The organism is Pseudomonas sp. Pseusp97 (genome assembly GCF_047304025.1).
In the GTDB taxonomy this organism is placed as follows: Bacteria; Pseudomonadota; Gammaproteobacteria; order Pseudomonadales; family Pseudomonadaceae; genus Pseudomonas.
Map to the genome: position 1 here is coordinate 1 of NZ_JBGLYK010000056.1, position 22585 is coordinate 22585.

Consider the following 22585-nt stretch of genomic DNA (forward strand, 5'->3'; position numbering starts at 1 on the left):
CCCCCCCCCTCTTTTTTTAACCCCCCCCCCCCCCCACCCCCCCCCCCCCCCCCCGCGGGGGGGCCGGTTTTTTTTAAAACCCCCCCGCATTGGCCCGCTTGCCCGGCGCCAATGGCTGCCGCCGCTGCCACTGGCGCGACCCCCGCCAGCGTGCTCGCCGCCGTCAGCGGCATGGGCACCAGCCCCTACCAGGTCAACCTGACCTTCAGCCCGGCGGGCCAGCTGCTGACCCAGACCCCGGTGAACAATGGCACCGGCGATGCCTTCACGGTCAACCCCACCGACGGCACCCTGGTGATGGGCGACTGGGTTCCGGCGATCTCCGACGGCAAGACCCCGGCCACCTGGAGCGCCAACGGCGCCACCGCCAACGCCGGCGGCGTCACCCTGGACATCCGCAAGTCGACCCAGTACGCCACCGCCTTCGCGGTGAACAGTGTCAACCAGGACGGCTACACCACCGGCCAGCTGTCGGGCCTGGAAATCGACGACGAGGGCAACATCTTCGCGCGCTACACCAATGGCCAGTCCAAGGTGCAGGGTCAGGTGGTGCTGGCGAACTTCGCCAACGTCCAGGGCCTGACTCCGATCGGCAAGACTTCCTGGGTGCAGTCCTCGGAGTCCGGCGAGCCGGTGGTCGGCACGCCGCGCTCGGGCACCCTCGGCGCCCTGCAGTCCGGCTCGCTGGAAGCATCCAACGTGGACCTGTCCAACGAACTGGTGGACCTGATCGTCGCCCAGCGCAACTACCAGGCCAACGCCAAGACCATCCAGACCGAAGACGCGGTCACCCAGACCATCATCAACCTGCGTTGATCCCCACCGCCCTTGTTCCTCCATGAGGGGAGGAGGGTGGCGACCACCGCGCCGGTATCACGGCGCGGGCGGCAAATCTCCCCTTGCCGGTGGCGGCAGACCGTCGCCGCCAGCGGCTTCCGAGGGCCCCTTCTGGGGCTCTTTCTTTTTATAAGTCCTTATATATCAGTGGCTTGAGAGTTAATTGAAACTCTGGCACGGCGCTTGCTCCATCGCTATCAAGACAACCCGCACGCGGGTCTGGAGGATTCGATGGACAAGATGCTTTACGTCTCCATGAGCGGTGCCAGCCAGAACACACTGGCCATGCGCGCCCACGCCAACAACCTGGCGAACATCTCCACCAACGGCTTCCGCCGTGACTTTGAGCAGGCCCGCTCGATGCAGGTGTTCGGCGACAGTTTTCCGTCGCGGGTCTATGCAATGAGCGAGCGCCCGGCCACTGACTTCTCCGCCGGCAGCCTGCAGGAAACCGGTCGTGACCTCGACGTCGCCGCCAAGGGCGATTCCTGGATCGCCGTGCAGGCGCCGGACGGGGGCGAAGCCTATGTCCGCACCGGTAGCCTGGAAATCGACGCCCTCGGCCAGCTGCGCACCGGCGACGGTTTGCCGGTGATCGGCAATGGCGGGCCGATTGCCGTGCCGCCGCAGGAAAAGATCGACATCGGCGAGGACGGCACCATCAGCATCCGTGGCCTGGGCGACAACCCCAGCGTGGTCGCCGAGGTGGACCGCATCAAGCTGGTCACCCCGGACCCGAAGCAACTGGAGAAAGGCGCCGACGGCCTCGTGCGCATCAAGCAGCAGCCCGGCCAGCCTGCGGTGCAGGCCGACGCCAACGCCAAGATCGAGTCGGGTTTCCTCGAGGCGAGCAACGTCAACGCGGTGGAAGAGATGACCTCGATCCTCTCGCTGTCCCGTCAGTTCGAGCTCCACGTAAAGATGATGCGCACCGCCGAGGATGATTCGGCAGCCATGGCGCGTGTTTTGCAATTCAGCTGATTAGAACCTGATTAACCGTTCGAGGCGCCACGAATCCGGCGTCCGAGGAGATCGACATGCTTCCGGCACTTTGGGTCAGCAAGACCGGTCTGTCCGCCCAGGACATGAACCTGACCACCATTTCCAACAACCTGGCCAACGTCTCGACCACCGGCTTCAAGCGCGATCGCGCCGAGTTCCAGGACCTGCTGTACCAGATCAAGCGTCAGCCCGGTGCCAACTCCACCCAGGACAGCCAGCTGCCTTCGGGCCTGCAACTGGGTACCGGCGTGCGCATCGTCGGCACGCAGAAAAACTTCACCGAAGGCAGCCTGCAGACCACCGACCAGCCGCTGGACATGGCGGTGAACGGCCGTGGCTTCTTCCAGGTGCTGATGCCCGACGGCACCGTCGGCTACACCCGTGACGGCAGCTTCCACCTGAACTCCGACGGGCAGATCGTCACCGCCAACGGTTATGCGCTGGAGCCGGCCATCGTCGTGCCGAACGAGACCCAGACCTTCACCGTCGGCCAGGACGGCACCGTCTCGGTGACCACCACCGCCAACCCGCAGCCGCAGATCATCGGCAACCTGCAGACCGCCGACTTCATCAACCCGGCCGGCCTGCAGGCGATCGGCAACAACCTGTTCCTGGAGACCGGTTCCAGCGGCGCGCCGCAGGTCGGCACTCCGGGCCTGAACGGGCTGGGCACGGTGCAGCAGAACACCCTGGAAAACTCCAACGTCAACGTGGTCGAGGAACTGGTGAACATGATCACCACCCAGCGCGCCTACGAGATGAACTCCAAGGTGATTTCCACCGCGGACCAGATGCTCTCCTTCGTCACCCAGAACCTGTAATCCACTGATCCCGTAGTCGCTCTCCCCGAGAGGTAGTTGTAGATGAACCGTTCCCACCTCCTTCCGCTGCTGGCCATCGCCGCGTTGGCAGGGTGCGTGAGCCCGCCGCCCAAGCCGGACGATCCCTATTACGCTCCGGTGCTGCCGCGCACGCCGATGCCGGCTGCGCAGAACAACGGTTCGATCTACCAGTCGGGTTTCGACAACAACCTCTACGGCGACCGCAAGGCCTTCCGCGTGGGCGACATCATCACCATCACCCTCAATGAGAAGACCCAGGCCAGCAAGAAGGCCAGCGCCGATATCTCCAAGGACAGCAAGACCAAGATGGGGCTGACCTCGATGCTCGGCAGCGGCCTGACCACCAACAATCCCATCGGTGGCGCGGACCTCAGCCTCTCCGCCGAATACGGCGGCTCGCGCGATGCCAAGGGCGACAGCCAGGCCGGGCAGAGCAACAGCCTGACCGGTTCGATCACCGTTACCGTGGCCGACGTCATGCCCAACGGCATCCTCGCCGTGCGCGGCGAGAAGTGGATGACCCTGAACACCGGCAACGAACTGGTGCGCATCGCCGGGCTGATCCGTGCCGACGACATCGCCACCGACAACACCGTCGCTTCCAACCGGGTGGCCGATGCGCGCATCACCTACTCGGGCACCGGTGCGTTCGCCGACGCGAGCCAGCCGGGCTGGTTCGATCGCTTCTTCCTCAGCCCGCTGTTCCCGTTCTGAGCAGGATGAATACCATGACCATTGTAGGAGCGAGCCTGCTCGCGAAATTCTCTGCCAAAGCTGTTCGCGAGCAAGCTCGCTCCTACATCGTCTTGCTGCTCTGCGCGCTATTCGCGGTCCCGGCGGCGCAGGCTGAACGGCTCAAGGACATCGCCACCATCCAGGGCGTGCGCAATAACCAGCTGATCGGCTACGGCCTGGTCGTCGGCCTCAATGGCACGGGCGACCAGACCACGCAGACGCCGTTCACCCTGCAGACCTTCAACAACATGCTCGCGCAGTTCGGCATCAAGGTGCCGGCCAACGTCGGCAACGTGCAGCTGAAGAACGTCGCGGCCGTCTCCATCCACGCCGACCTGCCGCCGTTCTCCAAGCCCGGCCAGGTGATCGACATCACCGTGTCGTCGATCGGCAACGCCAAGAGCCTGCGCGGCGGCAGCCTGCTGATGACCCAGCTCAAGGGTATCGACGGCCAGACCTACGCCGTGGCCCAGGGCAACCTGGTAGTCGGCGGCTTCGACGCCGAAGGCCGCGACGGCTCCAAGATCACCGTCAACGTGCCGTCGGCCGGTCGCGTGCCCGGTGGCGCCACCGTCGAGCGCGCGGTGCCGAGCGGCTTCGACCAGGGCAACACCCTGACCCTGAATCTCAACCGCCCGGACTTCACCACCGCCAAGCACATCGTCGATCGCATCAACGACCTGCTCGGCCCGGGTGTCGCCCAGGCGGTGGATGGCGGTTCGGTACGCGTCAGCGCACCGCTGGACCCGAACCAGCGGGTGGACTACATGTCGGTGCTGGAAAACCTCGATGTGCAGGCCGGCGAAGCCGTCGCCAAGGTCATCATCAACTCGCGCACCGGCACCATCGTGATCGGTCAGAACGTGCGCGTGTCGCCGGCCGCCGTGACCCACGGCAGCCTGACCGTGACCATCACCGAAGACCCCATCGTCAGCCAGCCCGGCCCCTTCTCCAACGGCCAGACCGCCGTGGTCCCGCGCTCGCGGGTGAACGCCGAGCAGGAAGCCAAGCCGATGTTCAAGTTCGGCCCCGGCACCACGCTGGATGAGATCGTCCGCGCCGTCAACCAGGTGGGCGCCGCGCCCAGCGACCTGATGGCGATCCTCGAAGCCCTGAAACAGGCCGGCGCGCTGCAGGCCGACCTGATCGTGATCTGAGGACGCCGACGTGGATGCCAAACTGCTTTCCGGAGCTGCTCCTGCAACCAAGAGCTCCGGGACCAACTCCGGGGCCTACACCGACCTCAACCGCCTGGCGCAGCTCAAGAACGGCGCCGGTCGCGACAGCGAGGGCAACATCCGCAAGGTGGCCCAGGAATTCGAATCGCTGTTCATGAACGAGATGCTCAAGTCCATGCGTTCGGCCAACGACGTGCTGGCCGAGGGCAACTTCATGAACACCTCGACCACCAAGCAGTACCAGGAAATGTACGACCAGCAGCTGTCCGTCAGCCTGTCCACCAAGGGCCGCGGCATCGGCCTGTCGGACGTGCTCACCCGGCAGCTGTCGAAGATGAACGGCGGCAAGCACAGCGGCGCCGCCAACCCCTTCGCCCAGGTCGCCGGCGCCGATTCGAAACTCAACAGCACCGCCAGCTGGCCGTCTACCACCGGTGTGAACGCCAGCGGCAAGACCTTGCCGCAACCCGAGCAGGGCCGTGACGATTCCAGGCTGCTCAATGCCCGTCGCCTGGCGTTGCCGGGCAAGCTCGCCGACCGCGTCATGGCCGGCATCGTGCCGGGTGCGGCGAAGTCGGAAGAAGAGGGCAAGCCGCTGGCCGGCAACGACTGGCAGACCTCCAGGTCCTTCGCCGATGCGGTGCAGGAAGTGGATGCTGCGGCGGCTGCCGTCGGCGCCACCGCCTCCGTTTCGGGTGAAGACGCCGGCAGCCGCCGCTCCGCCCAGACGACGCTGCAAGCCAGGGCCAAGTCGGCCTTCGCCTCGGCGGACGAATTCGTTGCCACCATGCTACCCATGGCCCAGAAAGCCGCCGCGCGCATCGGCGTCGACGCTCGCTACCTGGTGGCCCAGGCCGCGCTGGAAACCGGTTGGGGCAAATCCATCATTCGCGAGCAGGATGGTTCCAGCAGCCACAACCTGTTCGGCATCAAGGCCGGCTCCAAGTGGGGCGGCGACTCGGCGCGGGCGCTGACCAGCGAATACGAGAACGGCAAGAAAGTGAAGGAAGTCGCGGCGTTCCGCTCCTACGACTCCTTCGAGCAGAGCTTCAACGACTACGTGAGCTTCCTGCAGAACAACGACCGCTATTCGGACGCCCTGGACTCCACCCAGCGTCCCGAGCAGTTCATGAAGGAACTGCAGCAGGCCGGCTATGCCACCGACCCGAACTACGCCCGCAAGGTGTCGCAGATCGCCAGGCAGATGCAGGTCTACCAGGCGGTCGCCGCGGCGGACACCCCGCCCCTGGGATAAGGACCAAGAGCGATGAGCGATCTACTTTCCATTGGCCTGTCTGGCCTGCGTTCCAGCCAGACGTCGTTGACGGTGACCGGCCACAACATCACCAACGTCAACACGCCCGGCTACTCCCGCCAGCAATCGGTGCAACAGACCGGTATCCCGCAATACAGCGGCGCCGGCTACATCGGTTCGGGCAGCCAGGTCGTGGACGTGCGCCGGCTCGCCAGCGACTTCCTGTTCTCGCAGGTGCGTTCAGCCACCAGCCAGTCCAATGAACTGAGCGCCTTCCAGGGCCAGATCGAACAGCTCGACTCGCTGCTCTCCGACACCACCACCGGCATCAGCCCGGCGCTGCAGAAGTTCTTCGCCGCGCTGCAGACCGCCGCCGCCAACCCTTCGGCCACCGAGGGCCGCGAGGCGCTTCTGGCCGAGGCGCAGGGCCTGTCGAAGTCGTTCAACACCCTCTACGACCAGCTGGACAAGCAGAACAGCCTGATCAACCAGCAGCTCGGCTCGCTGGCCAGCCAGGTCAACTCGCTGGCTTCCAGCGTCGCCAGCTACAACGACGCCATCGCCAAGGCCAAGGCCGCCGGCGGACAGCCCAACGATCTGATGGATGCCCGCGAGGAGACCATCCGCAAGCTCTCCGAGCTGATCGGCGTGCAGGCCGTTCCCCAGGACGACAGCTCGGTCAACCTGTTCATCGGCACCGGCCAGCCGCTGGTGGTGGGCACCACGACCTCGTCGCTGCAGGTCGTGCCGGGCACCAATGACCCGAGCCGCTACGAAGTGCAACTGGTCAGCGGCAGCGCCACCCAGACCATCACCTCGCAGATTTCCGGCGGTCAGATGGGCGGCCTGATCGCCTATCGCGACACCGCCCTGGACGCCTCGTACAACAAGCTGGGGCAGATCGCCCTGACCTTCGCCGACACCGTCAACAAGCAGCTCGGCCAGGGCCTGGACCTCTCCGGCAACGCCGGCAGCAACCTGTTCGGCAACATCAACGACCCGAGCATCGCGCGCCTGCGCGTGCTGGCGCAGTCGACCAATACCGGCACGGTGGATGCCCAGCTGCAGATCACCGACACCAGCAAGCTGGGCGCCAGCGACTATCGCCTGGAATACGACGGCAACAACTTCACCGCGCGGCGTCTTTCCGACAACGCGCAGGTCAACGTCACGGTCAGCGGCACCGGGCCCTACACCCTGAGCTTCGCCGACGGCAGCGGCACCGACCAGGGCTTCACCGTCACCATGCCGACGCTGCCGCCGGCCGGCGATGGCTTCACCCTGCAACCGACCCGCCGCGGCGCCGCCGACATCAGCACCGTGCTGACCAAGGCCGACCAACTGGCCTTCGCCGGCACCGCGCGCAGCGAGTCCACCACCAACAACCGCGGCACCGGCGCCATCGGCCAGCCCAAGCTCACCAGCGGTCCGTCGCCGATCAACACCGGCGACCTGCAGAACCTGTTCGGCGCCAATGGCCTGAAACTGAGCTTCGACGCCACCACCAACAGCCTGACCGGAACCCTGCCGGCGGGTGCGACCCTGAGCTACGTGTCGCCCTCGACCACCGGCCTGACCTCCGGGCAGACCAATACCGTGCGCCTGAGCTACACCGACCCGGGCACTGGCAACAGCTACAGCTACGATTTCACCCTGAGCGGCGTGCCCCAGGCCGGCGACAGCTTCACCATCGGCATGAACACCAAGGGTATTTCCGACAACAGCAACGCCCTGGCGCTGTCCGGGCTGCAGAGCAAGGCCACCGTGGGCGGTACCGGCAGCGCCGGCGCCACCTACAACGACGCCTATGGCGGCCTGGTGGAGCGCATCGGCACCCTGACCGCGCAGGTGCGCAACAATGCCGATGCCAGCGCCACGGTGCTCAAGCAGGCCCAGGACAACCGCGACTCGCTGTCGGGCGTGAACCTGGACGAAGAGGCCGCCAACCTCATCCAGTTCCAGCAGTACTACAGCGCTTCGGCCCAGGTCATCCAGGTAGCCCGTTCGCTGTTCGACACCCTGATCGGCGCGTTCCGCTGATAGCTGACGAAGGAATCGATCATGCGCATCTCCACCATCCAGGCGTACAACAATTCCGTCGGCGGCCTGCAGAAGAACTACGGCAGCGTCACCCGTACACAGGAACAGATCAGCACCGGCAAGCGCATCCTCACCCCGGCGGACGACCCGGTGGCCTCGGTGCGCCTGCTGCAGCTGAGCCAGGAGCAGTCGCTCAACGACCAGTACAAGAGCAATATCACGGCGGCGAAGAACAGCCTGACTTCCGAGGAGTCGGTCCTGAGCTCCGTCGGCAACGTCATCCAGCGTATCCGCGAGATCGCCGTGGAGGCGGGCAGCGGCGCGCTGGATTCCACCGACAAGAACTCCCTGGCCACCGAGCTGTCCCAGCGCGAGGACGAGCTGATGAACCTGCTCAACAGCAAGGACGCCAGCGGCAAGTACCTGTTCTCCGGCAGCCAGGGCGATACCCAGCCCTTCGTGCGCAACCCGGACGGCACCTACACCTACCAGGGCGACGAAAGCCAGCGTGAGCTGCAGATCGCCAGCAGCACCTTCCTGGGCATCAGCGACAGCGGCAAGCTGCTGTTCGACAGCGCCACCAACGCCAACCGCGTCACCACCGGGGCGGCTGCCGCCAACACCGGTACCGGGCGTGTCTCGCTGGGCCTGGTCACCGACAAGCAGGCCTACGACGGCACCTTCCCGTCGAGCACGCCGCCGGCGGCCACCGACGGCATCGGCATCCGCTTCCTCGACGACAAGAACTACGAGGTCTACGACCTCAACGACCCGGCACTGCCGGGCAGCTACACCGCGCTGAAGACCGGCTCCATCGACGACAACAGCCAGACCAACGATTTCGTCGAGTACGGCGGGGTCAAGGTGCAGATCGACGGCACGCCGGCGGCAGGGGACACCTTCACCATCAACCGCGATCCCTCGACCGAGAAGAAGGGCCTGCTCAATGTCGTGGCGGACCTGCGCAAGGCGCTGTCCAGCGCCAGTGACGACCAGGAAGGCAACTACAGGATCCGCGACGCCACCGCCATCGCCCTGTCCAACCTCGACTCGGTGAACACCCAGGTGCTCTCCGGCCAGGGCAAGATCGGCGCGCGGCTGAACGTCATCGACTCCACCGAGACCTTCATCGACGACGTCAAGCTGGTGAACACCGGCGTCATCTCCGACCTGGAGGACCTGGACTACGCCGAAGCGCTGTCGCGCCTGTCGATGCAGTCGACCATCCTGCAGGCAGCGCAGCAGAGTTATGTGAAAATCAGCGGGCTGAGCCTGTTCAACTACCTCAATTGACGGATCACCCATGGGTCAGGATCGCTTTGACGGGTATCGCCAACTGGGCTTTCAGGACTTTCGCGAGCTGGCGGCTCGCGATGACCTGAGCCCGCACCAGAAGATCGGGTTCCCCGACGAGTACCGTGCCGGATTCACCGACGCCATCCTGGCGGATCTACGCGGAAAGCTGCCGGCCCTCCAGCGCAAAGGTGCGCGCATTCTCGATATCGGCGCTGGCTGCGGCGAACTTGCCCAGCACATGCAGGAGCAGGCCCGGCAATTCGACCAGCAGCTGCTGCTCAACGACTCCGCCGAAGTGCTGGCTGCGCTGCGCGATATGCCGGGCAGCGAGAAACAGCCGGGGCGCTTCCCCGATGAGCTGGGCGATACCCTGCAGCAGTGGCAGGGGAGTTTCGACGCGGTGCTGTGTTACAGCGTATTCCAGTACGTCTTCGTCGAAGGGCGCCCCTTCGACTTTCTCGACCAGGCCCTGGCCCTGCTGGCTCCGGGGGGGCGCCTGCTGATCGGCGACCTGCCCAGCAGCGGCATGCTGCAGCGCTTCCTCGCATCGGCCGCAGGCAAGTCCTATCACCGCCAGTACAGCGGCCGTGACGAGGATCCGGAAGTGATCTTCAATCGCCTGCAACCGGGCAAGATCGACGATGCGGTTCTGCTGGGGCTGATGGCCCGCGGGCGCGCCGCCGGCTTCGACGCCTGGCTGTTGCCCCAGGATGTTTCCTTGCCGATGGCCAATCGCCGGGAAGACCTGCTGTTCCAGCGGCCCTGAGGAGGGTTCATGAGCCAGAAGCTGATCATCGCCGGTGACAGTGCCTTCGCCGAAATTGCCTACGAGTACTTCACCCATGACTCGGACTACCAGGTAGTCGCCTTCACGGTCGAGCGCGATTACCTGCGCAAGACCGAGCTGTTCGGACTCCCGGTGGTGCCTTACGAGGAACTGGAGGAGCGTTACGAGCCGGCCGCCCATGCCTTCTTCGCCGCGGCGACCTATACCCAGCTCAACCGCCTGCGTACGCGCCTGTATCTCGATGCGAAGCGGCGCGGTTACGCGCCAGCCAGTTACATCAGTTCGCGGGCGTTCCTTTGGCGCAACGTCCAGGTGGGCGAGCACTGTTTCATCTTCGAGGACAATACCGTTCAGCCGTTCGTGACGCTGGGCGACAACGTCGTGCTCTGGAGCGGCAATCACATCGGCCATCACAGCCGGATCGGCGACAACTGCTTCATCGCTTCACATGCGGTAGTGTCGGGCTTCTGCGAGATCGGCGCGAACTGCTTCCTGGGTGTCAACGTCACCCTGGTGAACAACATCCGTGTTGGCGCCGACTGCCTGATTGGCGCCGGCGCGCTGGTGGCCAAGGATGTCGAGGAGGATTCCCTGGTCAAGACCACGCCAGGCAGCTCCGGACCGAGCGCGCGACGCTATTTCAAGGTGAAGGTCTGATGCGCTGGCAGAAGCTGGGGCTGATCCGCTCGCCTCGCATGGGAGACTGGGCGGTAAGTCATGCCATGACCCCGACCCCCCTGCTGCTGGATGAGGAACGTATCCGCCTGTACATCAGTTGCCGCGATGCACAGGGTATCGGTCGGCCCGGCTATATCGACGTGAGTGCGGCGGACCCGCTGCAGGTGCTGGGCGTCAGCGCCGAACCCCTGCTGGACGTCGGGCGCCCCGGTACCTTCGACGAGAACGGCCTGCTGGTCTGCTCGGTGGTGCGCACCGAAGTACCGGGGCGCCTGTTCATGTACTACGTCGGTTTCGAATTGGGTACGCAGATTCGTTACCGCCTGCTCACCGGTGTGGCCATCAGCGACGACGACGGTCGCTCCTGGCGGCGCTGGCGCGAGACGCCGGCGCTGGAGCGCAGCCCCGATGAGCTTTTCTTCCGGGGTGGCCCCTGCGTCCTGTATGAAGGGGGCCGCTACCGCATGTGGTACGTGGCGGGCAGCCAGTGGACCGAGTTGGAAGGCAAGAGCATGCCGGTCTATGAGCTGCGCTATCTCGAATCCCCTGATGGATTGCACTGGGGGGAGCGCGGCGAGCCCTGCCTGCCGTTGGACCCGGCGCGGGACGAGCACGGTTTCGGTCGTCCCTGGGTGCTGCGCGAGGAATCCGGTTACCAGCTTCACTATTCGATCCGCCGGCGTTCGCTGGCTGCCTACCGCCTGGGGCTGGCAACCTCGGTCGACGGCCGGGACTGGGTGCGCTGCGACGACTCGATGAACCTGGATGTTTCCCCTGAGGGCTGGGACAGCCAGGCAATCATGTATTCCGCGCCCATCCGCTGTCAGGGGCGCACCTACTGTTTCTACAACGGCAACGATTTCGGCGTCGATGGTGTCGGCGTGGCCGTGAGAGTGGACGCATGAAGGTCGTCCGCTATGAGGCCGCGCAGCATCGTGAGTCGTGGGATGATTTCCTCGCCTCCTCGCGCAATGGGGTTTTTCTCTTCCAGCGTGACTACATGGACTACCATGCCGAGCGTTTCGAGGACTGCTCGTTGCTGCTGCTGGACGATCAGGACCGCCTGCGTGGCCTGCTGCCTGCCAATCGCCAGGGCTCGACACTGCACAGCCATGCCGGCCTGACCTACGGCGGGCTGGTGCTGGCTGGCGATTGTGGCCAGGCAGAAGTGCTGGCGATGTTCGAAGCCGTGCTCGTCCATCTTCCGCTGCTCTTGCTCGACGAGTGGCGCTACAAGTGCGTGCCGGCGATCTATCACGCGCAACCCAGCGAGGACGACCGTTATGCGTTGTTCCGCCTGGGCGCCGAGCGCTACCGCTGCGATCCGAGCAGTTGCCTGTCGCCCAAGGACCTGATGTTGTCGGGGCGTCGCAAGCGTGGCCTGGGCAAGGCCCGCAGAGCGGCTCTGGAAGTGCGCGAGTTCCATGACTGGCCTGCCTTCTGGTCGATCCTGCGGGAAAATCTCGCGAGTCGGCATGATGCGGCGCCGGTCCATGATGAAACGGAGATCGCACTGCTGGCCGCGCGCTTTCCCCGGTCTGTTCGGCTGTTCGGCTGTTTCGACGGAACGCGCCTGGTTGCTGGCACCGTGATATACGATAGCGGCCATGTCGCCCATGCCCAGTACATCGCCTCCACGGCTCAGGGGCGTGAGCAGGGTGCGCTGGACACGCTGTTCGCGACCTTGATCGGCTCCACCTTCGCGGAGCGACCCTGGTTCGATTTCGGCATTTCCACCGAGGACCAGGGTCGTCATCTCAATGAGGGCCTGATTGCCTTCAAGGAAGGCTTTGGCGCTCACACCATCGTTCATGAATTCTTCTGCCTGAAGCGGGGCTGACCATGTCCTTGCAACACGTCCGCATCATCGATCTGCCGCGTATCCTCGATCCTCGTGGAAACCTGACTTTCATCGAAGGCGACAACCACGTCCCGTTCGATATCAAACGCGTCTACTACCTCTACGACGTACCCGGCGGCGCTCATCGCGGCGGTCACGCGCACCGCGAGCTGCACCAGCTGATCATCGCCATGTCCGGGAGCTTCGACATCCTGCTCGACGACGGCAAGACGCGCTTCAAGTATCACCTGAACCGGTCGTACTACGGCCTGTACCTGCCGCCGATGATGTGGCGGGAAATCGACAACTTTTCCTCCGGCTCGGTCTGCATGGTGCTGGCGTCGGCCCGCTTCGACGAGGCCGACTATTACCGTGACTACTCGGACTTCCTGCGTGACGTGCAGGGGAACCCCGCATGAAGGTGCCCTTCCTCGATCTGAAAGCGATCAATGCGCAGTACGACAGCGGAATCCGCGATGCCATCGATACCTGCCTGGAGAGTGGCTGGTATGTGCTCGGCCGCGAGGTCCAGGCCTTCGAGGAGGCGTTCGCCCGCTACTGCGGCGGTGGCCGCGCCCTGGGCGTGGGCAACGGGCTGGATGCCTTGACGCTGGCCTTGAGGGCGCTGCAGATCGGACCGGGTGATGAAGTCATCGTCCCTGGACATACCTTCATCGCAACCTGGTTGGCGGTCACCGCGGTCGGCGCCGAGCCGGTGCCGGTCGACGTGCGCGAAGGTACCGGCAACCTCGACCCCGAGCTGATCGAGGCGGCGATAACCGTGCGGACGCGAGCGATCCTGCCAGTGCATCTCTACGGCCAGCCCGCCGAGATGCCACCTATCCTGCAGATTGCCCGCAAGCATGGCCTTGCCGTCGTGGAAGACGCTGCGCAGGCCCACGGCGCGCGCATCGGCGAACAGGTCTGCGGGAGTTTCGGCGACATTGCCGGATTCAGCTTCTATCCAGGCAAGAACCTCGGCGCCCTGGGGGATGGCGGAGCGGTCCTCTGTTCAAGCGACGACCTGGCCGGGCGCGTCGAACGCCTGCGCAACTACGGGTCGCGTGTGCGCTACGAACACGAGGAGCTGGGCTGCAATTCCCGGCTGGACGAGCTTCAGGCCGCAGTCCTGAGGGTGAAGCTGGCCGGGCTGGATCGAGACAACCAGCGTCGCCGCGCCATCGCCGCGCGCTACCTGGAGGGGCTGGCCGGATTGCCGTCGCTGCGCCTGCCGGAAGTGGCTGCTGGCATGTCGCCGGTCTGGCACCTGTTCGTTGTCCGTTGCGCCGAGCGCGGGGAACTGCAGACGTACCTCGCCGAGCAGGGCGTGCAAACGCTGATTCATTACCCGATTCCCCCACATCGCCAGCCGGCGTATCGGCAGTCCGCCGCCGCGCAGCGCAGCCTGCCGGTCAGTGAGCGGCTGGCCGCCAGCGTGCTCAGCCTGCCCATCGGGCCCCACCTGGACGATGGCCAGATCGACCACGTCATCCGTGCCATCCACCTGTTCTTCGAGCGGCGCAGTTCATGACCCAACCCACCGTCAGTGTCTTCATCCCCTCATACAACTACCGGCGCTATCTGGGCGAGGCGATCGACTCGATCCTCGCGCAGACCTGGGAAGACTGGGAGCTGGTGATAGTCGACGACGCCTCCAGCGACGGCAGCCAGGAGTTGATCGCCCAGTACGTGGCGCGTTACCCGCAGAAAATCCGCGCGTATTACCTGGAACAGAACGTCGGGCAATCACGCTGCTCACGCATTGGCCTCGGTCATTGCCGCGGTCGCTACGTATCGATCCTGGCCTCGGATGACGTCGCCACTCCCCAGCGCCTCACGCAGGGCGTGGCGCTGCTGGAGCAACGGCCGGACATCGCGGCGGCGTTTTCCAAGGCCCTGCCCATCGGTGATCAGGGACAGGTGCTGGAAATCGATCCGGTCTTCAACAAGCCCATCGCCTCGATGCGCCTGGAGTTGCTGAACGGGAACTTCCTTTGTGGCACTTCGATCATCGCCCGGCGTGAGTTGCTGACCCGACAGAACAGCTGGAACGCGGAACTGCGTGCGGTGGAGGACTATGACCTGTGGGTGCGTCTGCTCGCTGAACACGAGCTGGTTCGCGTCGACGAGGTCTGGGTGAAGTATCGGTTGCACGACAGCAACCTGAGCAGCATCACCAATCTGGAGGGGATCCGCGCCAATGCGCGCTACGAGACCTTGCAGGTGGCCCTGAGCGCCATCGACCTGTGGCCCATCGAAAAGATCTTCGAGTTCGATCACGCCCCGGACACCGCCGAGTACGCCCATGAGCTGGGCTCGGCCCGCCTCAGCCTGGCGCGGCACTGCCTGCGGCTGGATCAGAAGTATTGTGGCCGCCCGCTGCTGGGAACCAGCAAGGCGTATGCGCTGGCGCTGCAGGTGTCGCTGGCCATGCCTGACCACCCGGAGCTGCCGGCGGTATTCAGCGCCATTTACGCCGCACTGGGCGACCACCCGCGCGCGCTGGGCGAGCGCTCCATGCCGGCCCGCGAGTGGTTGGCGCAGGCGCCGGTGCAGCCCCAGGATGGCGATGCCAGCCTGAGCTACGACGCCTGGATCGCCCAACGTCGGCTCAACGAGGATGAACCCGCAGTGCGTGAGCTGGCCGAGCAACTGGCGGCGCAGCTGGATTTCCACATCGAGATTCGTGCCGAACAGGCATCGGCCGAACTGGTCGAGCGCACGCTGGCGAGCCTGGCTCGTCAGCAGGGCGGTTTCACCTTCAAGGTGCGCGTGCACGGTTCGGACTTCGTGCCCACGCATGACGAGGGAAGGGGCGTTGAAGTCTGCCCGCCCGGCGATGGCTGGATCGAGCGGATCAATGCGGACCTCGGGAGCCCGGCAACGGGCTGGCTGTTATTGCTCGAAGCCGGCGATCAACTGGTCGACCACGCACTGCTGGTGCTGGCGGAGCGCTTGCGGGCCGAGTCTGGCTGGGCATGCTGCTATTTCGACCAGGACCAGTTGGTGGACGGGGTGCCGGCCGCGCCGGTCTTCAAGCCGGACTTCAATCTCGACCTGCTGCGCAGCTATCCCTATGTCGGCGCATGCGTCGCCATCGAGCGCGCTGCCCTGGCGGAGCTGGGGGGGCTGGACCCGGCCTATCAGTCGCTGGCAGCGGTCGATGTGCTGCTGCGCGTGGCAGAGGTGCGCGGATTGAACAGCGTCGGCCACCTTTCCGAAATCCTGGTCCACGGCGCGCGTTCGCTGGGCCAATGGCTGGCGGACGAGCGGCTGGTCGATGAGGTCCCGCAGGTGATATCAGCGCACCTGAGCCGCCTGGGTGTGCCGCATCGACTCGAGCCGGGCGCCTTGCCCATGGTCAATCGAGTCCGTTACGAATATCCGCAGCAGCCGCTGGTTTCCATACTGGTGCCAACCCGCGACCAACTGCCTTTGCTGCAGCGTTGCGTGGAAAGCCTGCTGGAGAAAACCCGCTACCCGCATTACGAGTTGCTCATCATCGATAATGACAGCCAGGAGGCCGATGCCGTCCAATGGCTGGCGGGTATCGATGCGCTGCAAAGCGAACAGGTACGAGTGCTGCGTTACCCGCATCCGTTCAACTTCTCTGCCATGAACAACTTCGCCGCGCGGCAGGCGCGGGGCGAGTATCTGGTGTTGCTGAACAACGATACCGCGATAATCGATGGCGACTGGCTCGACGCGCTGCTCAACCACGCGCGGCGGCCGGAAGTCGGCCTGGTTGGCGCGAAGCTGCATTATCCGGATGGGCGCGTGCAGCACGGCGGTGTGGTCCTGGGCCTCAACGGCCCGGCGGATCACCCCTTCATTGGTGCCGCCCAGCAGGCGCCCGGTTACATGCACCGACTCCTGGTGGACCAGAACTACAGTGTCGTCACCGCTGCATGCCTGATGGTCCGTCGCAGCCTCTACGAAGATGTGCAGGGCATGGACGAGGTGGACTTCAAGGTCTCCTACAACGACGTGGACCTGTGCCTGAAGATTCGCGAGGCAGGCTACCTGGCAGTCTGGACACCCTACGCGGTGGTCCTGCACGAAGGCAGTGTCAGCCAGAAGAAAGTCGACCCGGCTACCCAGGCGCAGAAGAAGCAACGCTTCCAGGGCGAGCAGCAGGCCATGTACCGCAAATGGTTGCCGCTGCTCGCCCGGGACCCGGCGTACAACCGCAACCTCACGCTGAGCCAGGCCGGTTTCGAAGTGGACTGGTCGCGCAACCAGGCCTGGCAGCCATTCAGCCAGCCATTGCGGCCGCGCGTTCTGGCCTACCCGGCGGACAAATCCGGGTGCGGCCATTACCGCGTACGCCAGCCCTTCCTCAGTCTGCAGCGTGAAGGCCTGGTGGAAGGTGCATTGAGTCAGAACCTGCTCCAGCCTGTGGAGTTGGAGCGCTTCGAAGCCGATGTCGTGCTGTTCCAGCGCCAGATCACCGATGCGCAGCTGGAACTGATCGAGCAGACGAAGGGGCTGACGGGCGCCTTCCGCGTCTACGAACTGGACGACTACCTGCCGAACCTGCCGGTCAAGAGCGTGCATCGCGGCGATATGCCCAGAGACGTGCTGCGCTCCTTGCGTCGTGCGGTTTCAATGATGGATCGCTTCGTCGTGTCCACCGCGCCCCTGGCCGAAGCCTTCGCCGATCTGCACCCGGACATCCGCGTGGTGCCCAACCGTCTGCCGGTCGACTGGTGGGGCGCGCTCTCCAGCCGTCGCCGGGTGGGGCGCAAACCCCGCGTCGGATGGGCCGGTGGGGTAGGGCACACGGGCGACCTGGAACTGATCGCCGACGTGATACGGGACCTCGCCGGTGAAGTGGAGTGGGTGTTCTTCGGTCTTTGCCCCGACAAGCTCAGACCCTATATCCATGAACTGCATCCGGGAGTGGATATCGCCGGTTATCCGGCCCGACTGGCATTGCTCAATCTCGACCTGGCACTGGCGCCGCTGGAGCAGAACCAGTTCAACGACTGCAAGAGCAACCTGCGCCTGCTGGAGTACGGTGTCCTGGGCTTCCCGGTGATCTGCAGCGACGTGCTGTGCTATCGCGGCGACCTTCCGGTCACCCGGGTGAAGAACCGTTACCGCGACTGGGTGGACGCGATCCGCATGCACCTCGCCGATCTGGACGCCACCGCGCGCGCCGGCGATGCGCTGCAGGCAGCGGTGCGCCGCGACTGGATGCTCGAAGGCGAGAACGTGCTGGACTGGGGGCGCGCCTGGTTGCCGGACTGATCACCCTCTGTCCGTGGCGAAAAAGGCCCCTGGGAAACCAGGGGCCTTTTCTTTTGTGGCGATCACTCCAGCCCGTGGCGCAATGCCCGCGAAGTTTCCCTAAAGGAAATGCCCAGGCCGCCGATTTGCTGGGAGTCCGTGATGGCACTGCCCGCCGCGGACCTGCGAAATGCTGGCGAAAGCGGCAGGAAAATCTTCCTCGAAGGCGCCAGGAATACTCCGCGAAGCTCGGCTAACAAGCTGAAATCAAACAGGAAAAAAAACTTCCTGTTTTTTTCTAAAGCTCTTCGCGGGAGCGCCGATAAGTAGGACGTATGCGAATTCTTGGGGTACCTGAGCAAGCAGGCCGAGATATCGCAAGCTCAGGAACTAACAGGACCACTGAAGGAGACCATCATGGCCCTTACCGTCAATACCAACATTGCTTCCCTGAACACCCAGCGCAACCTGAACGGTTCGTCCAACTCGCTGAACACCTCGCTGCAGCGTCTGTCCACCGGCTACCGCATCAACAGCGCCAAGGACGATGCCGCCGGCCTGCAGATCTCCAACCGTCTGACCAGCCAGATCAGCGGCCTGAACCAGGCTACCCGCAACGCCAACGACGGTATCTCCCTGGCGCAGACCGCTGAAGGCGCCCTGCAGCAGTCCACCAACATCCTGCAGCGTATCCGCGACCTGTCCATCCAGTCCGCTACCGGCTCGAACTCCGACGCCGACCGTGCCGCCCTGCAGAAAGAAGTGGCCGCCCAGCAGGCTGAACTGAGCCGTATCGCCGACACCACCACCTTCGGTGGCCGCAAGCTGCTCGACGGTTCCTTCGGCACCACCAGCTTCCAGGTGGGTTCCAACGCCTACGAAACCATCGACGTCACCCTGAAGGACGCTTCCTCCACCTCCCTGGGCTCGTACCAGATCGGTGGCGGTGCTTCCACCAGCAGCGCGGGCGCTTCGGCTGCCGGTACCACCGTGACCGCCAGCATTGCCGCCAGCGGCGCCGGCTTCACCTCGGGCACCGTGACCGTCGTCGGCAATGGCCAGACCAAGGATATCTCCATCGCCTCGGGCGACAGTGCCAAGGATGTTGCCAGCAAGTTCGACGGCGCCATCTCCGGCATGACCGCTACGGCCCGCACCGTCGTTCAGGCTGACGTAGCCATCACTTCCGGTGCTGCCAGCTTCACCCTCGATGTCGGCAGCCAGCAGGTTTCGATCGTCGGCGTGACCAGCACCAAGGACCTGGCCGACCAGATCAACTCCAACGCCGGCAAACTGAACGTCAGCGCCAACTACGACGCGAAGACCGACAAGGTGACCATCACCTCCGCCACTGGCGAGAACATCGTCTTCGGCGCGGACTCCGCTGGCGCCACCGGTACCATCAACGTCGCTGCCCAGGGCACCGACGGCACCTTCGGCGCTACCTCCGATGTGGCGGCTGCCGGCGGCAAGGCAATCGGTTATGTACAACTGAACTCCTCGACTTCGTACGCTCTGACCGGGTCGACTTCCGAGCTGTTCAGCTCCAACAAGGCCACCCTGTCCACCGTCGCCGATGTGGATATCTCCACCGCCGATGGCGCCCAGCGTGCCGTAGCCGTGATCGACAACGCCCTGGCAGCCATCGACTCCCAGCGTGCCGACCTCGGTGCCGTGCAGAACCGCTTCACCAACACCATCGACAACCTGACCAACATCGCGGAAAACGCCACCTCCGCCCGTAGCCGCATCAAGGACACCGACTTCGCCGCCGAAACCGCGTCGCTGTCGAAGAACCAGGTGCTGCAACAGGCCGGTACCGCGATCCTGGCCCAGGCCAACCAGCTGCCGCAGTCGGTACTCAGCCTGCTCCGTTAATACCGGAGCGAGTTCTGAGGCAGCCACAGGAGGAGGGGGAAACCCTTCCTCCTTTTTGCCTTTTCCGAGGGGATGAAGATGGATATCGTGAACATCGCTTCGACCAGCCTGCTGGGTAATGCGCGCGGCACCGCCACGACGAACCCGACGGGAACCCCCCGCGCCGCTGGCGAAGCACAGCCCGCGGATGTGGCCAGCGCGGCCGACAAGCGTGGCCAGCTGGATTCGGCCGTGAAGAGCATGCAGTCCTATGCTCAGTCGGTGACCCGCAACCTGAATTTCAGCATCGACGACTCCACCGGTGAAGTGGTGGTGAAGGTCATCGACGGCGAATCCGGCAAGGTGGTGCGGCAAATTCCTTCCGAGGAAGTGCTGAAACTTGCCGCCCGGCTCGACGATATGCGCAGCCTGATGTTCGAAGCGCAGGCCTGACGGGGACAGGGACTCTTGGCATGGTGCTTGCTGGCACAGTCCTGCAAGGATCAATGCACGCAGAATTTTGACGGAGGTGGAAGATGGCAGGTGTAACCGGAATCGCGACGGGCAATGATTATACGAGCCTGATCTCGTCGATCGTCGCACTGGAAAAGGCGCCCAAGCAGACCCAGCTGGACACGCTGGAGAAGAACGCCACCACCAAGCTCACCTCCCTCGGCTCGCTCAAGAGCGCCATCAGCGCCTTCCAGACTGCGCTGAGCACCCTCAACAGCCCCTCGTCCTTCCTGGCGCGCACCGCCAAGTCCTCCGACGACACCATCTTCAAGGCCACCGCCAGCCAGAGCGCCGCCGCCGGCAGCTACCAGATCCAGGTCTCGCAGCTGGCCGCCAACAGCAAGGTGGCCCTGCAGTCGATCAGCAACAGCGCCGACGCCAAGTTCAACAGCGGCAGGATGAGCATTTCGCTGGGCGACAGCGAAGTCCTCGACCTGCAGATCGACAGCACCAACAACACCCTGGGCGGGGTGCGCGACGCCATCAACAAGCAGTCCTCCACTTCCGGCGTGACGGCCACCATCGTCACCGATTCCTCCGGTTCGCGCCTGGTGCTCAACAGCACCAAGTCCGGCGACGGCAAGGACATCAAGGTGGCGATTTCCGGCGAAGGCAGCGACGGCAACACCAGCCTGAGCAAACTGGCCTTCGACCCGAGCACCGCCAAGAGCCTGGCCTCGCTGACCGACGCCGAGAAGGCGGCCGGGCAGGGCGGCTACGTGACCAAGGCGCAAAGCGCCAAGCTGACTGTCGACGGCCTGTCGGTGGTGAGTGACACCAATACCGTCACCTCGGCCATCGAGGGGGTGAGCATCAACCTCACCAAGGTGACCGCCGCCGATACCCCCGTGACCCTGACCGTCGCTCGCGACGAGTCGGGGGTGAAGGCGAACGTGCAGAAGTTCGTCGACGCCTACAACACCCTGATCTCCTTCACCAACTCGCAGACCAAGGTCACCTCGGTCGGCGAGGACAAGACGCCGGTCACCGGCGCGCTCGTAGGCGACTCGTCCGTGCGTTCGCTGCTCAACGCCGTGCGCACCGAGATCACCGCGCCGGGCGAGGGCGGCGGCACCTACAACACGCTGGCCAGCCTCGGGATCACCACCGATCCCAAGGACGGCACCCTGAAGATCAACGACGACAAGCTGACCAAGGCGATCAGCAGCGACTTCGAGGGCGTTGCCGCCTATTTCACCGGCGATGACGGCCTCGCCAGCCGCCTGACCACCCGCCTGAAGCCCTATACCGATTCGGCCGGCATCCTCGACCAGCGTACCGACATGCTGCAGAAGACCATCAGCAGCGTCGACAAGCAGCAGAAGGACCTGGACACGCGCATCGCCGCGCTGCAGGAACGCCTGAACAAGCAGTTCTCCGCGATGGACAACCTGGTGTCGCAGTTGAGCAAGACCGGCGACCAGCTGCTCTCCCAGCTCAACAGCATGCCGTTCGCGAACAAGAGCTGATCCGCCTGAACGGGCGCGGCGGAACCATCGCCGCGCCTGCCTCGAAAAAAATTCGCCTCCGACGATAAAGCTCCTGCGATACCGGCCGATACTTTGGTCAGTGAGAGAATTTGCAGCAGGAGCCTGCCATGTACGCCATGAAAGCCATGAAGCAATACCAGCAAGTCAGCCTGGAAGCACGCGTCGCCGAAGCCTCGCCCCATGGCCTGATCCAGCTGCTCATGCAGGGTGGACTGGAGCGTCTGGCCCAGGCCCGTGGCGCCATCGAGCGCGGCCAGATGGCCGAGCGCGGCGAGCTGATCAGCAAGGCCATCGGCATCGTTGGCGGCCTGCGCGAAGCGCTGAATCCGGAAGTGGGCGGCGAGCTGGCGCTGAACCTGGACAGTCTCTACGGTTACATGACCGAGCGTCTGCTGGAGGCCAACCGCAACGGCGACGCTGCGATCCTCGACGAAGTCTCGGGCTTGCTGCGGGAAGTGAAGTCGGGCTGGGACGCCATCGCCGCCTGAAGGAAGGAAAGTCATGAGTCAGGCCATGCTTCAACTCAACGAGACCCGCGCCGCCCTGAGCGACGCCATGCATAACCGCGACTGGGAAGCCATCGGCGACCTGGACCAGAAATGCCGCCAGCAGGTCGAGGTGGCCATGCAGGATGCCGAGCGCGACGAGCAGGCCCTGCGCGAAACCATGGAACAGCTGCTGGCGCTGTATGCCGAGCTGGTCCAGGTGTGCACCGCCCAGCGCACCGCTATCGGCGCAGAGCTGACCGCAGTGAATCGCTCCAGTAAGGGTGCCAAGGTCTACCAGATGTTCGGCTGATCCGTCCGGGTCGGCCCCTTGGCGGTTATCGGCCCGGTGCCGGTGGCCGCCGCCTCCGCTTCCAACTACGCTGCACTTCGATTGCCATGACGAGGATCAACACCCTTCGTCGGGCTGCATCAAAAAAAACACGCCATAAATTTGACTCGAGCCACAAATTTGACTTAACTAGTGGCCAAATGCTGGCTAGCACGAGGAGATTGTG

At 64.6% G+C, this 22585-nt stretch carries 20 protein-coding genes; all 20 read left to right on the top strand.

Annotated elements, in window-relative coordinates; translation table 11 throughout:
* Positions 1 to 816, top strand: an 816-nt coding sequence (locus tag ACCC94_RS12185) for a flagellar hook-basal body complex protein (RefSeq protein ID WP_413349722.1), incomplete at its 5' end; no start/stop codon positions are given.
* Between the two features lie 252 nt (positions 817 to 1068).
* A complete protein-coding gene (flgF, locus tag ACCC94_RS12190) occupies positions 1069 to 1818 on the top strand; it encodes a flagellar basal-body rod protein FlgF (protein WP_017520255.1) in 750 nt (249 codons plus the stop codon).
* A 56-nt stretch (positions 1819 to 1874) separates the two neighbouring features.
* Positions 1875 to 2660: a flagellar basal-body rod protein FlgG gene (gene flgG / locus ACCC94_RS12195; protein WP_413349723.1), complete on the top strand. Its 786-nt coding sequence runs from the start codon at positions 1875 to 1877 to the stop codon at positions 2658 to 2660.
* A gap of 42 nt (positions 2661 to 2702) precedes the next feature.
* Positions 2703 to 3395 (top strand): flagellar basal body L-ring protein FlgH, encoded by a 693-nt coding sequence (gene flgH / locus ACCC94_RS12200; RefSeq protein ID WP_413349724.1) that lies wholly within the window; start codon positions 2703 to 2705, stop codon positions 3393 to 3395.
* 14 nt (positions 3396 to 3409) lie between these two features.
* Positions 3410 to 4573, top strand: coding sequence for a flagellar basal body P-ring protein FlgI (locus tag ACCC94_RS12205; protein ID WP_413349725.1), 1164 nt, complete (start codon positions 3410 to 3412; stop codon positions 4571 to 4573).
* Positions 4574 to 4583: 10 nt separating this feature from the next.
* Positions 4584 to 5849, top strand: coding sequence for a flagellar assembly peptidoglycan hydrolase FlgJ (gene flgJ / locus ACCC94_RS12210; protein ID WP_413349726.1), 1266 nt, complete (start codon positions 4584 to 4586; stop codon positions 5847 to 5849).
* A 12-nt stretch (positions 5850 to 5861) separates the two neighbouring features.
* On the top strand, positions 5862 to 7889 hold the full coding sequence (flgK, locus tag ACCC94_RS12215) for a flagellar hook-associated protein FlgK (RefSeq protein ID WP_413349727.1): 2028 nt from the start codon (positions 5862 to 5864) through the stop codon (positions 7887 to 7889).
* A gap of 21 nt (positions 7890 to 7910) precedes the next feature.
* On the top strand, positions 7911 to 9182 hold the full coding sequence (flgL, locus tag ACCC94_RS12220; RefSeq protein ID WP_413349728.1) for a flagellar hook-associated protein FlgL: 1272 nt from the start codon (positions 7911 to 7913) through the stop codon (positions 9180 to 9182).
* Between the two features lie 10 nt (positions 9183 to 9192).
* On the top strand, positions 9193 to 9951 hold the full coding sequence (locus ACCC94_RS12225; protein WP_413349729.1) for a class I SAM-dependent methyltransferase: 759 nt from the start codon (positions 9193 to 9195) through the stop codon (positions 9949 to 9951).
* A gap of 9 nt (positions 9952 to 9960) precedes the next feature.
* Positions 9961 to 10629, top strand: coding sequence for an acetyltransferase (locus ACCC94_RS12230; protein WP_413349730.1), 669 nt, complete (start codon positions 9961 to 9963; stop codon positions 10627 to 10629).
* Positions 10630 to 10694: 65 nt separating this feature from the next.
* On the top strand, positions 10695 to 11555 hold the full coding sequence (locus tag ACCC94_RS12235; protein WP_413349731.1) for a hypothetical protein: 861 nt from the start codon (positions 10695 to 10697) through the stop codon (positions 11553 to 11555).
* On the top strand, positions 11552 to 12490 hold the full coding sequence (locus ACCC94_RS12240; RefSeq protein ID WP_413349732.1) for a GNAT family N-acetyltransferase: 939 nt from the start codon (positions 11552 to 11554) through the stop codon (positions 12488 to 12490). The genes ACCC94_RS12235 and ACCC94_RS12240 overlap by 4 nt, the downstream gene beginning before the upstream one ends.
* A 2-nt stretch (positions 12491 to 12492) precedes the next feature.
* The gene (locus tag ACCC94_RS12245) at positions 12493 to 12909 is read left to right on the top strand and encodes a sugar 3,4-ketoisomerase (protein ID WP_413349733.1); all 417 of its coding nucleotides are present in this window, start codon (positions 12493 to 12495) and stop codon (positions 12907 to 12909) included.
* The gene (locus tag ACCC94_RS12250) at positions 12906 to 14021 is read left to right on the top strand and encodes a DegT/DnrJ/EryC1/StrS family aminotransferase (protein WP_413349734.1); all 1116 of its coding nucleotides are present in this window, start codon (positions 12906 to 12908) and stop codon (positions 14019 to 14021) included. Before ACCC94_RS12245 ends, ACCC94_RS12250 begins: the two co-directional genes overlap by 4 nt.
* Positions 14018 to 17743 (top strand): glycosyltransferase, encoded by a 3726-nt coding sequence (locus ACCC94_RS12255; protein ID WP_413349735.1) that lies wholly within the window; start codon positions 14018 to 14020, stop codon positions 17741 to 17743. The genes ACCC94_RS12250 and ACCC94_RS12255 overlap by 4 nt, the downstream gene beginning before the upstream one ends.
* Positions 17744 to 18139: 396 nt before the next feature.
* Positions 18140 to 19600, top strand: a complete 1461-nt coding sequence (locus ACCC94_RS12260) for a flagellin (RefSeq protein ID WP_413349736.1) — start codon at positions 18140 to 18142, stop codon at positions 19598 to 19600.
* A 78-nt stretch (positions 19601 to 19678) separates the two neighbouring features.
* Entirely contained in the window at positions 19679 to 20032 is a 354-nt protein-coding gene (locus tag ACCC94_RS12265) for a flagellar protein FlaG (RefSeq protein ID WP_413349737.1), read from the top strand.
* A gap of 83 nt (positions 20033 to 20115) precedes the next feature.
* On the top strand, positions 20116 to 21561 hold the full coding sequence (fliD, locus tag ACCC94_RS12270; RefSeq protein ID WP_413349738.1) for a flagellar filament capping protein FliD: 1446 nt from the start codon (positions 20116 to 20118) through the stop codon (positions 21559 to 21561).
* Positions 21562 to 21689: 128 nt separating this feature from the next.
* A complete protein-coding gene (gene fliS / locus ACCC94_RS12275; RefSeq protein WP_413349739.1) occupies positions 21690 to 22070 on the top strand; it encodes a flagellar export chaperone FliS in 381 nt (126 codons plus the stop codon).
* Positions 22071 to 22083: 13 nt separating this feature from the next.
* Positions 22084 to 22380, top strand: a complete 297-nt coding sequence (locus ACCC94_RS12280; protein WP_413349740.1) for a flagellar protein FliT — start codon at positions 22084 to 22086, stop codon at positions 22378 to 22380.
* The last annotated feature ends 205 nt before the right edge of the window (positions 22381 to 22585 follow it).

Coding starts and splice junctions, on each gene's coding strand:
- flgF (WP_017520255.1), top strand. CDS start 1,069: ATGGACAAGATGCTTTACGTCTCCATGAGCGGTGCCAGCCAGAACACA.
- flgG (WP_413349723.1), top strand. CDS start 1,875: ATGCTTCCGGCACTTTGGGTCAGCAAGACCGGTCTGTCCGCCCAGGAC.
- flgH (WP_413349724.1), top strand. CDS start 2,703: ATGAACCGTTCCCACCTCCTTCCGCTGCTGGCCATCGCCGCGTTGGCA.
- ACCC94_RS12205 (WP_413349725.1), top strand. CDS start 3,410: ATGACCATTGTAGGAGCGAGCCTGCTCGCGAAATTCTCTGCCAAAGCT.
- flgK (WP_413349727.1), top strand. CDS start 5,862: ATGAGCGATCTACTTTCCATTGGCCTGTCTGGCCTGCGTTCCAGCCAG.
- flgL (WP_413349728.1), top strand. CDS start 7,911: ATGCGCATCTCCACCATCCAGGCGTACAACAATTCCGTCGGCGGCCTG.
- ACCC94_RS12225 (WP_413349729.1), top strand. CDS start 9,193: ATGGGTCAGGATCGCTTTGACGGGTATCGCCAACTGGGCTTTCAGGAC.
- ACCC94_RS12230 (WP_413349730.1), top strand. CDS start 9,961: ATGAGCCAGAAGCTGATCATCGCCGGTGACAGTGCCTTCGCCGAAATT.
- ACCC94_RS12235 (WP_413349731.1), top strand. CDS start 10,695: ATGACCCCGACCCCCCTGCTGCTGGATGAGGAACGTATCCGCCTGTAC.
- ACCC94_RS12240 (WP_413349732.1), top strand. CDS start 11,552: ATGAAGGTCGTCCGCTATGAGGCCGCGCAGCATCGTGAGTCGTGGGAT.
- ACCC94_RS12245 (WP_413349733.1), top strand. CDS start 12,493: ATGTCCTTGCAACACGTCCGCATCATCGATCTGCCGCGTATCCTCGAT.
- ACCC94_RS12250 (WP_413349734.1), top strand. CDS start 12,906: ATGAAGGTGCCCTTCCTCGATCTGAAAGCGATCAATGCGCAGTACGAC.
- ACCC94_RS12255 (WP_413349735.1), top strand. CDS start 14,018: ATGACCCAACCCACCGTCAGTGTCTTCATCCCCTCATACAACTACCGG.
- ACCC94_RS12260 (WP_413349736.1), top strand. CDS start 18,140: ATGGCCCTTACCGTCAATACCAACATTGCTTCCCTGAACACCCAGCGC.
- ACCC94_RS12265 (WP_413349737.1), top strand. CDS start 19,679: ATGGATATCGTGAACATCGCTTCGACCAGCCTGCTGGGTAATGCGCGC.
- fliD (WP_413349738.1), top strand. CDS start 20,116: ATGGCAGGTGTAACCGGAATCGCGACGGGCAATGATTATACGAGCCTG.
- fliS (WP_413349739.1), top strand. CDS start 21,690: ATGTACGCCATGAAAGCCATGAAGCAATACCAGCAAGTCAGCCTGGAA.
- ACCC94_RS12280 (WP_413349740.1), top strand. CDS start 22,084: ATGAGTCAGGCCATGCTTCAACTCAACGAGACCCGCGCCGCCCTGAGC.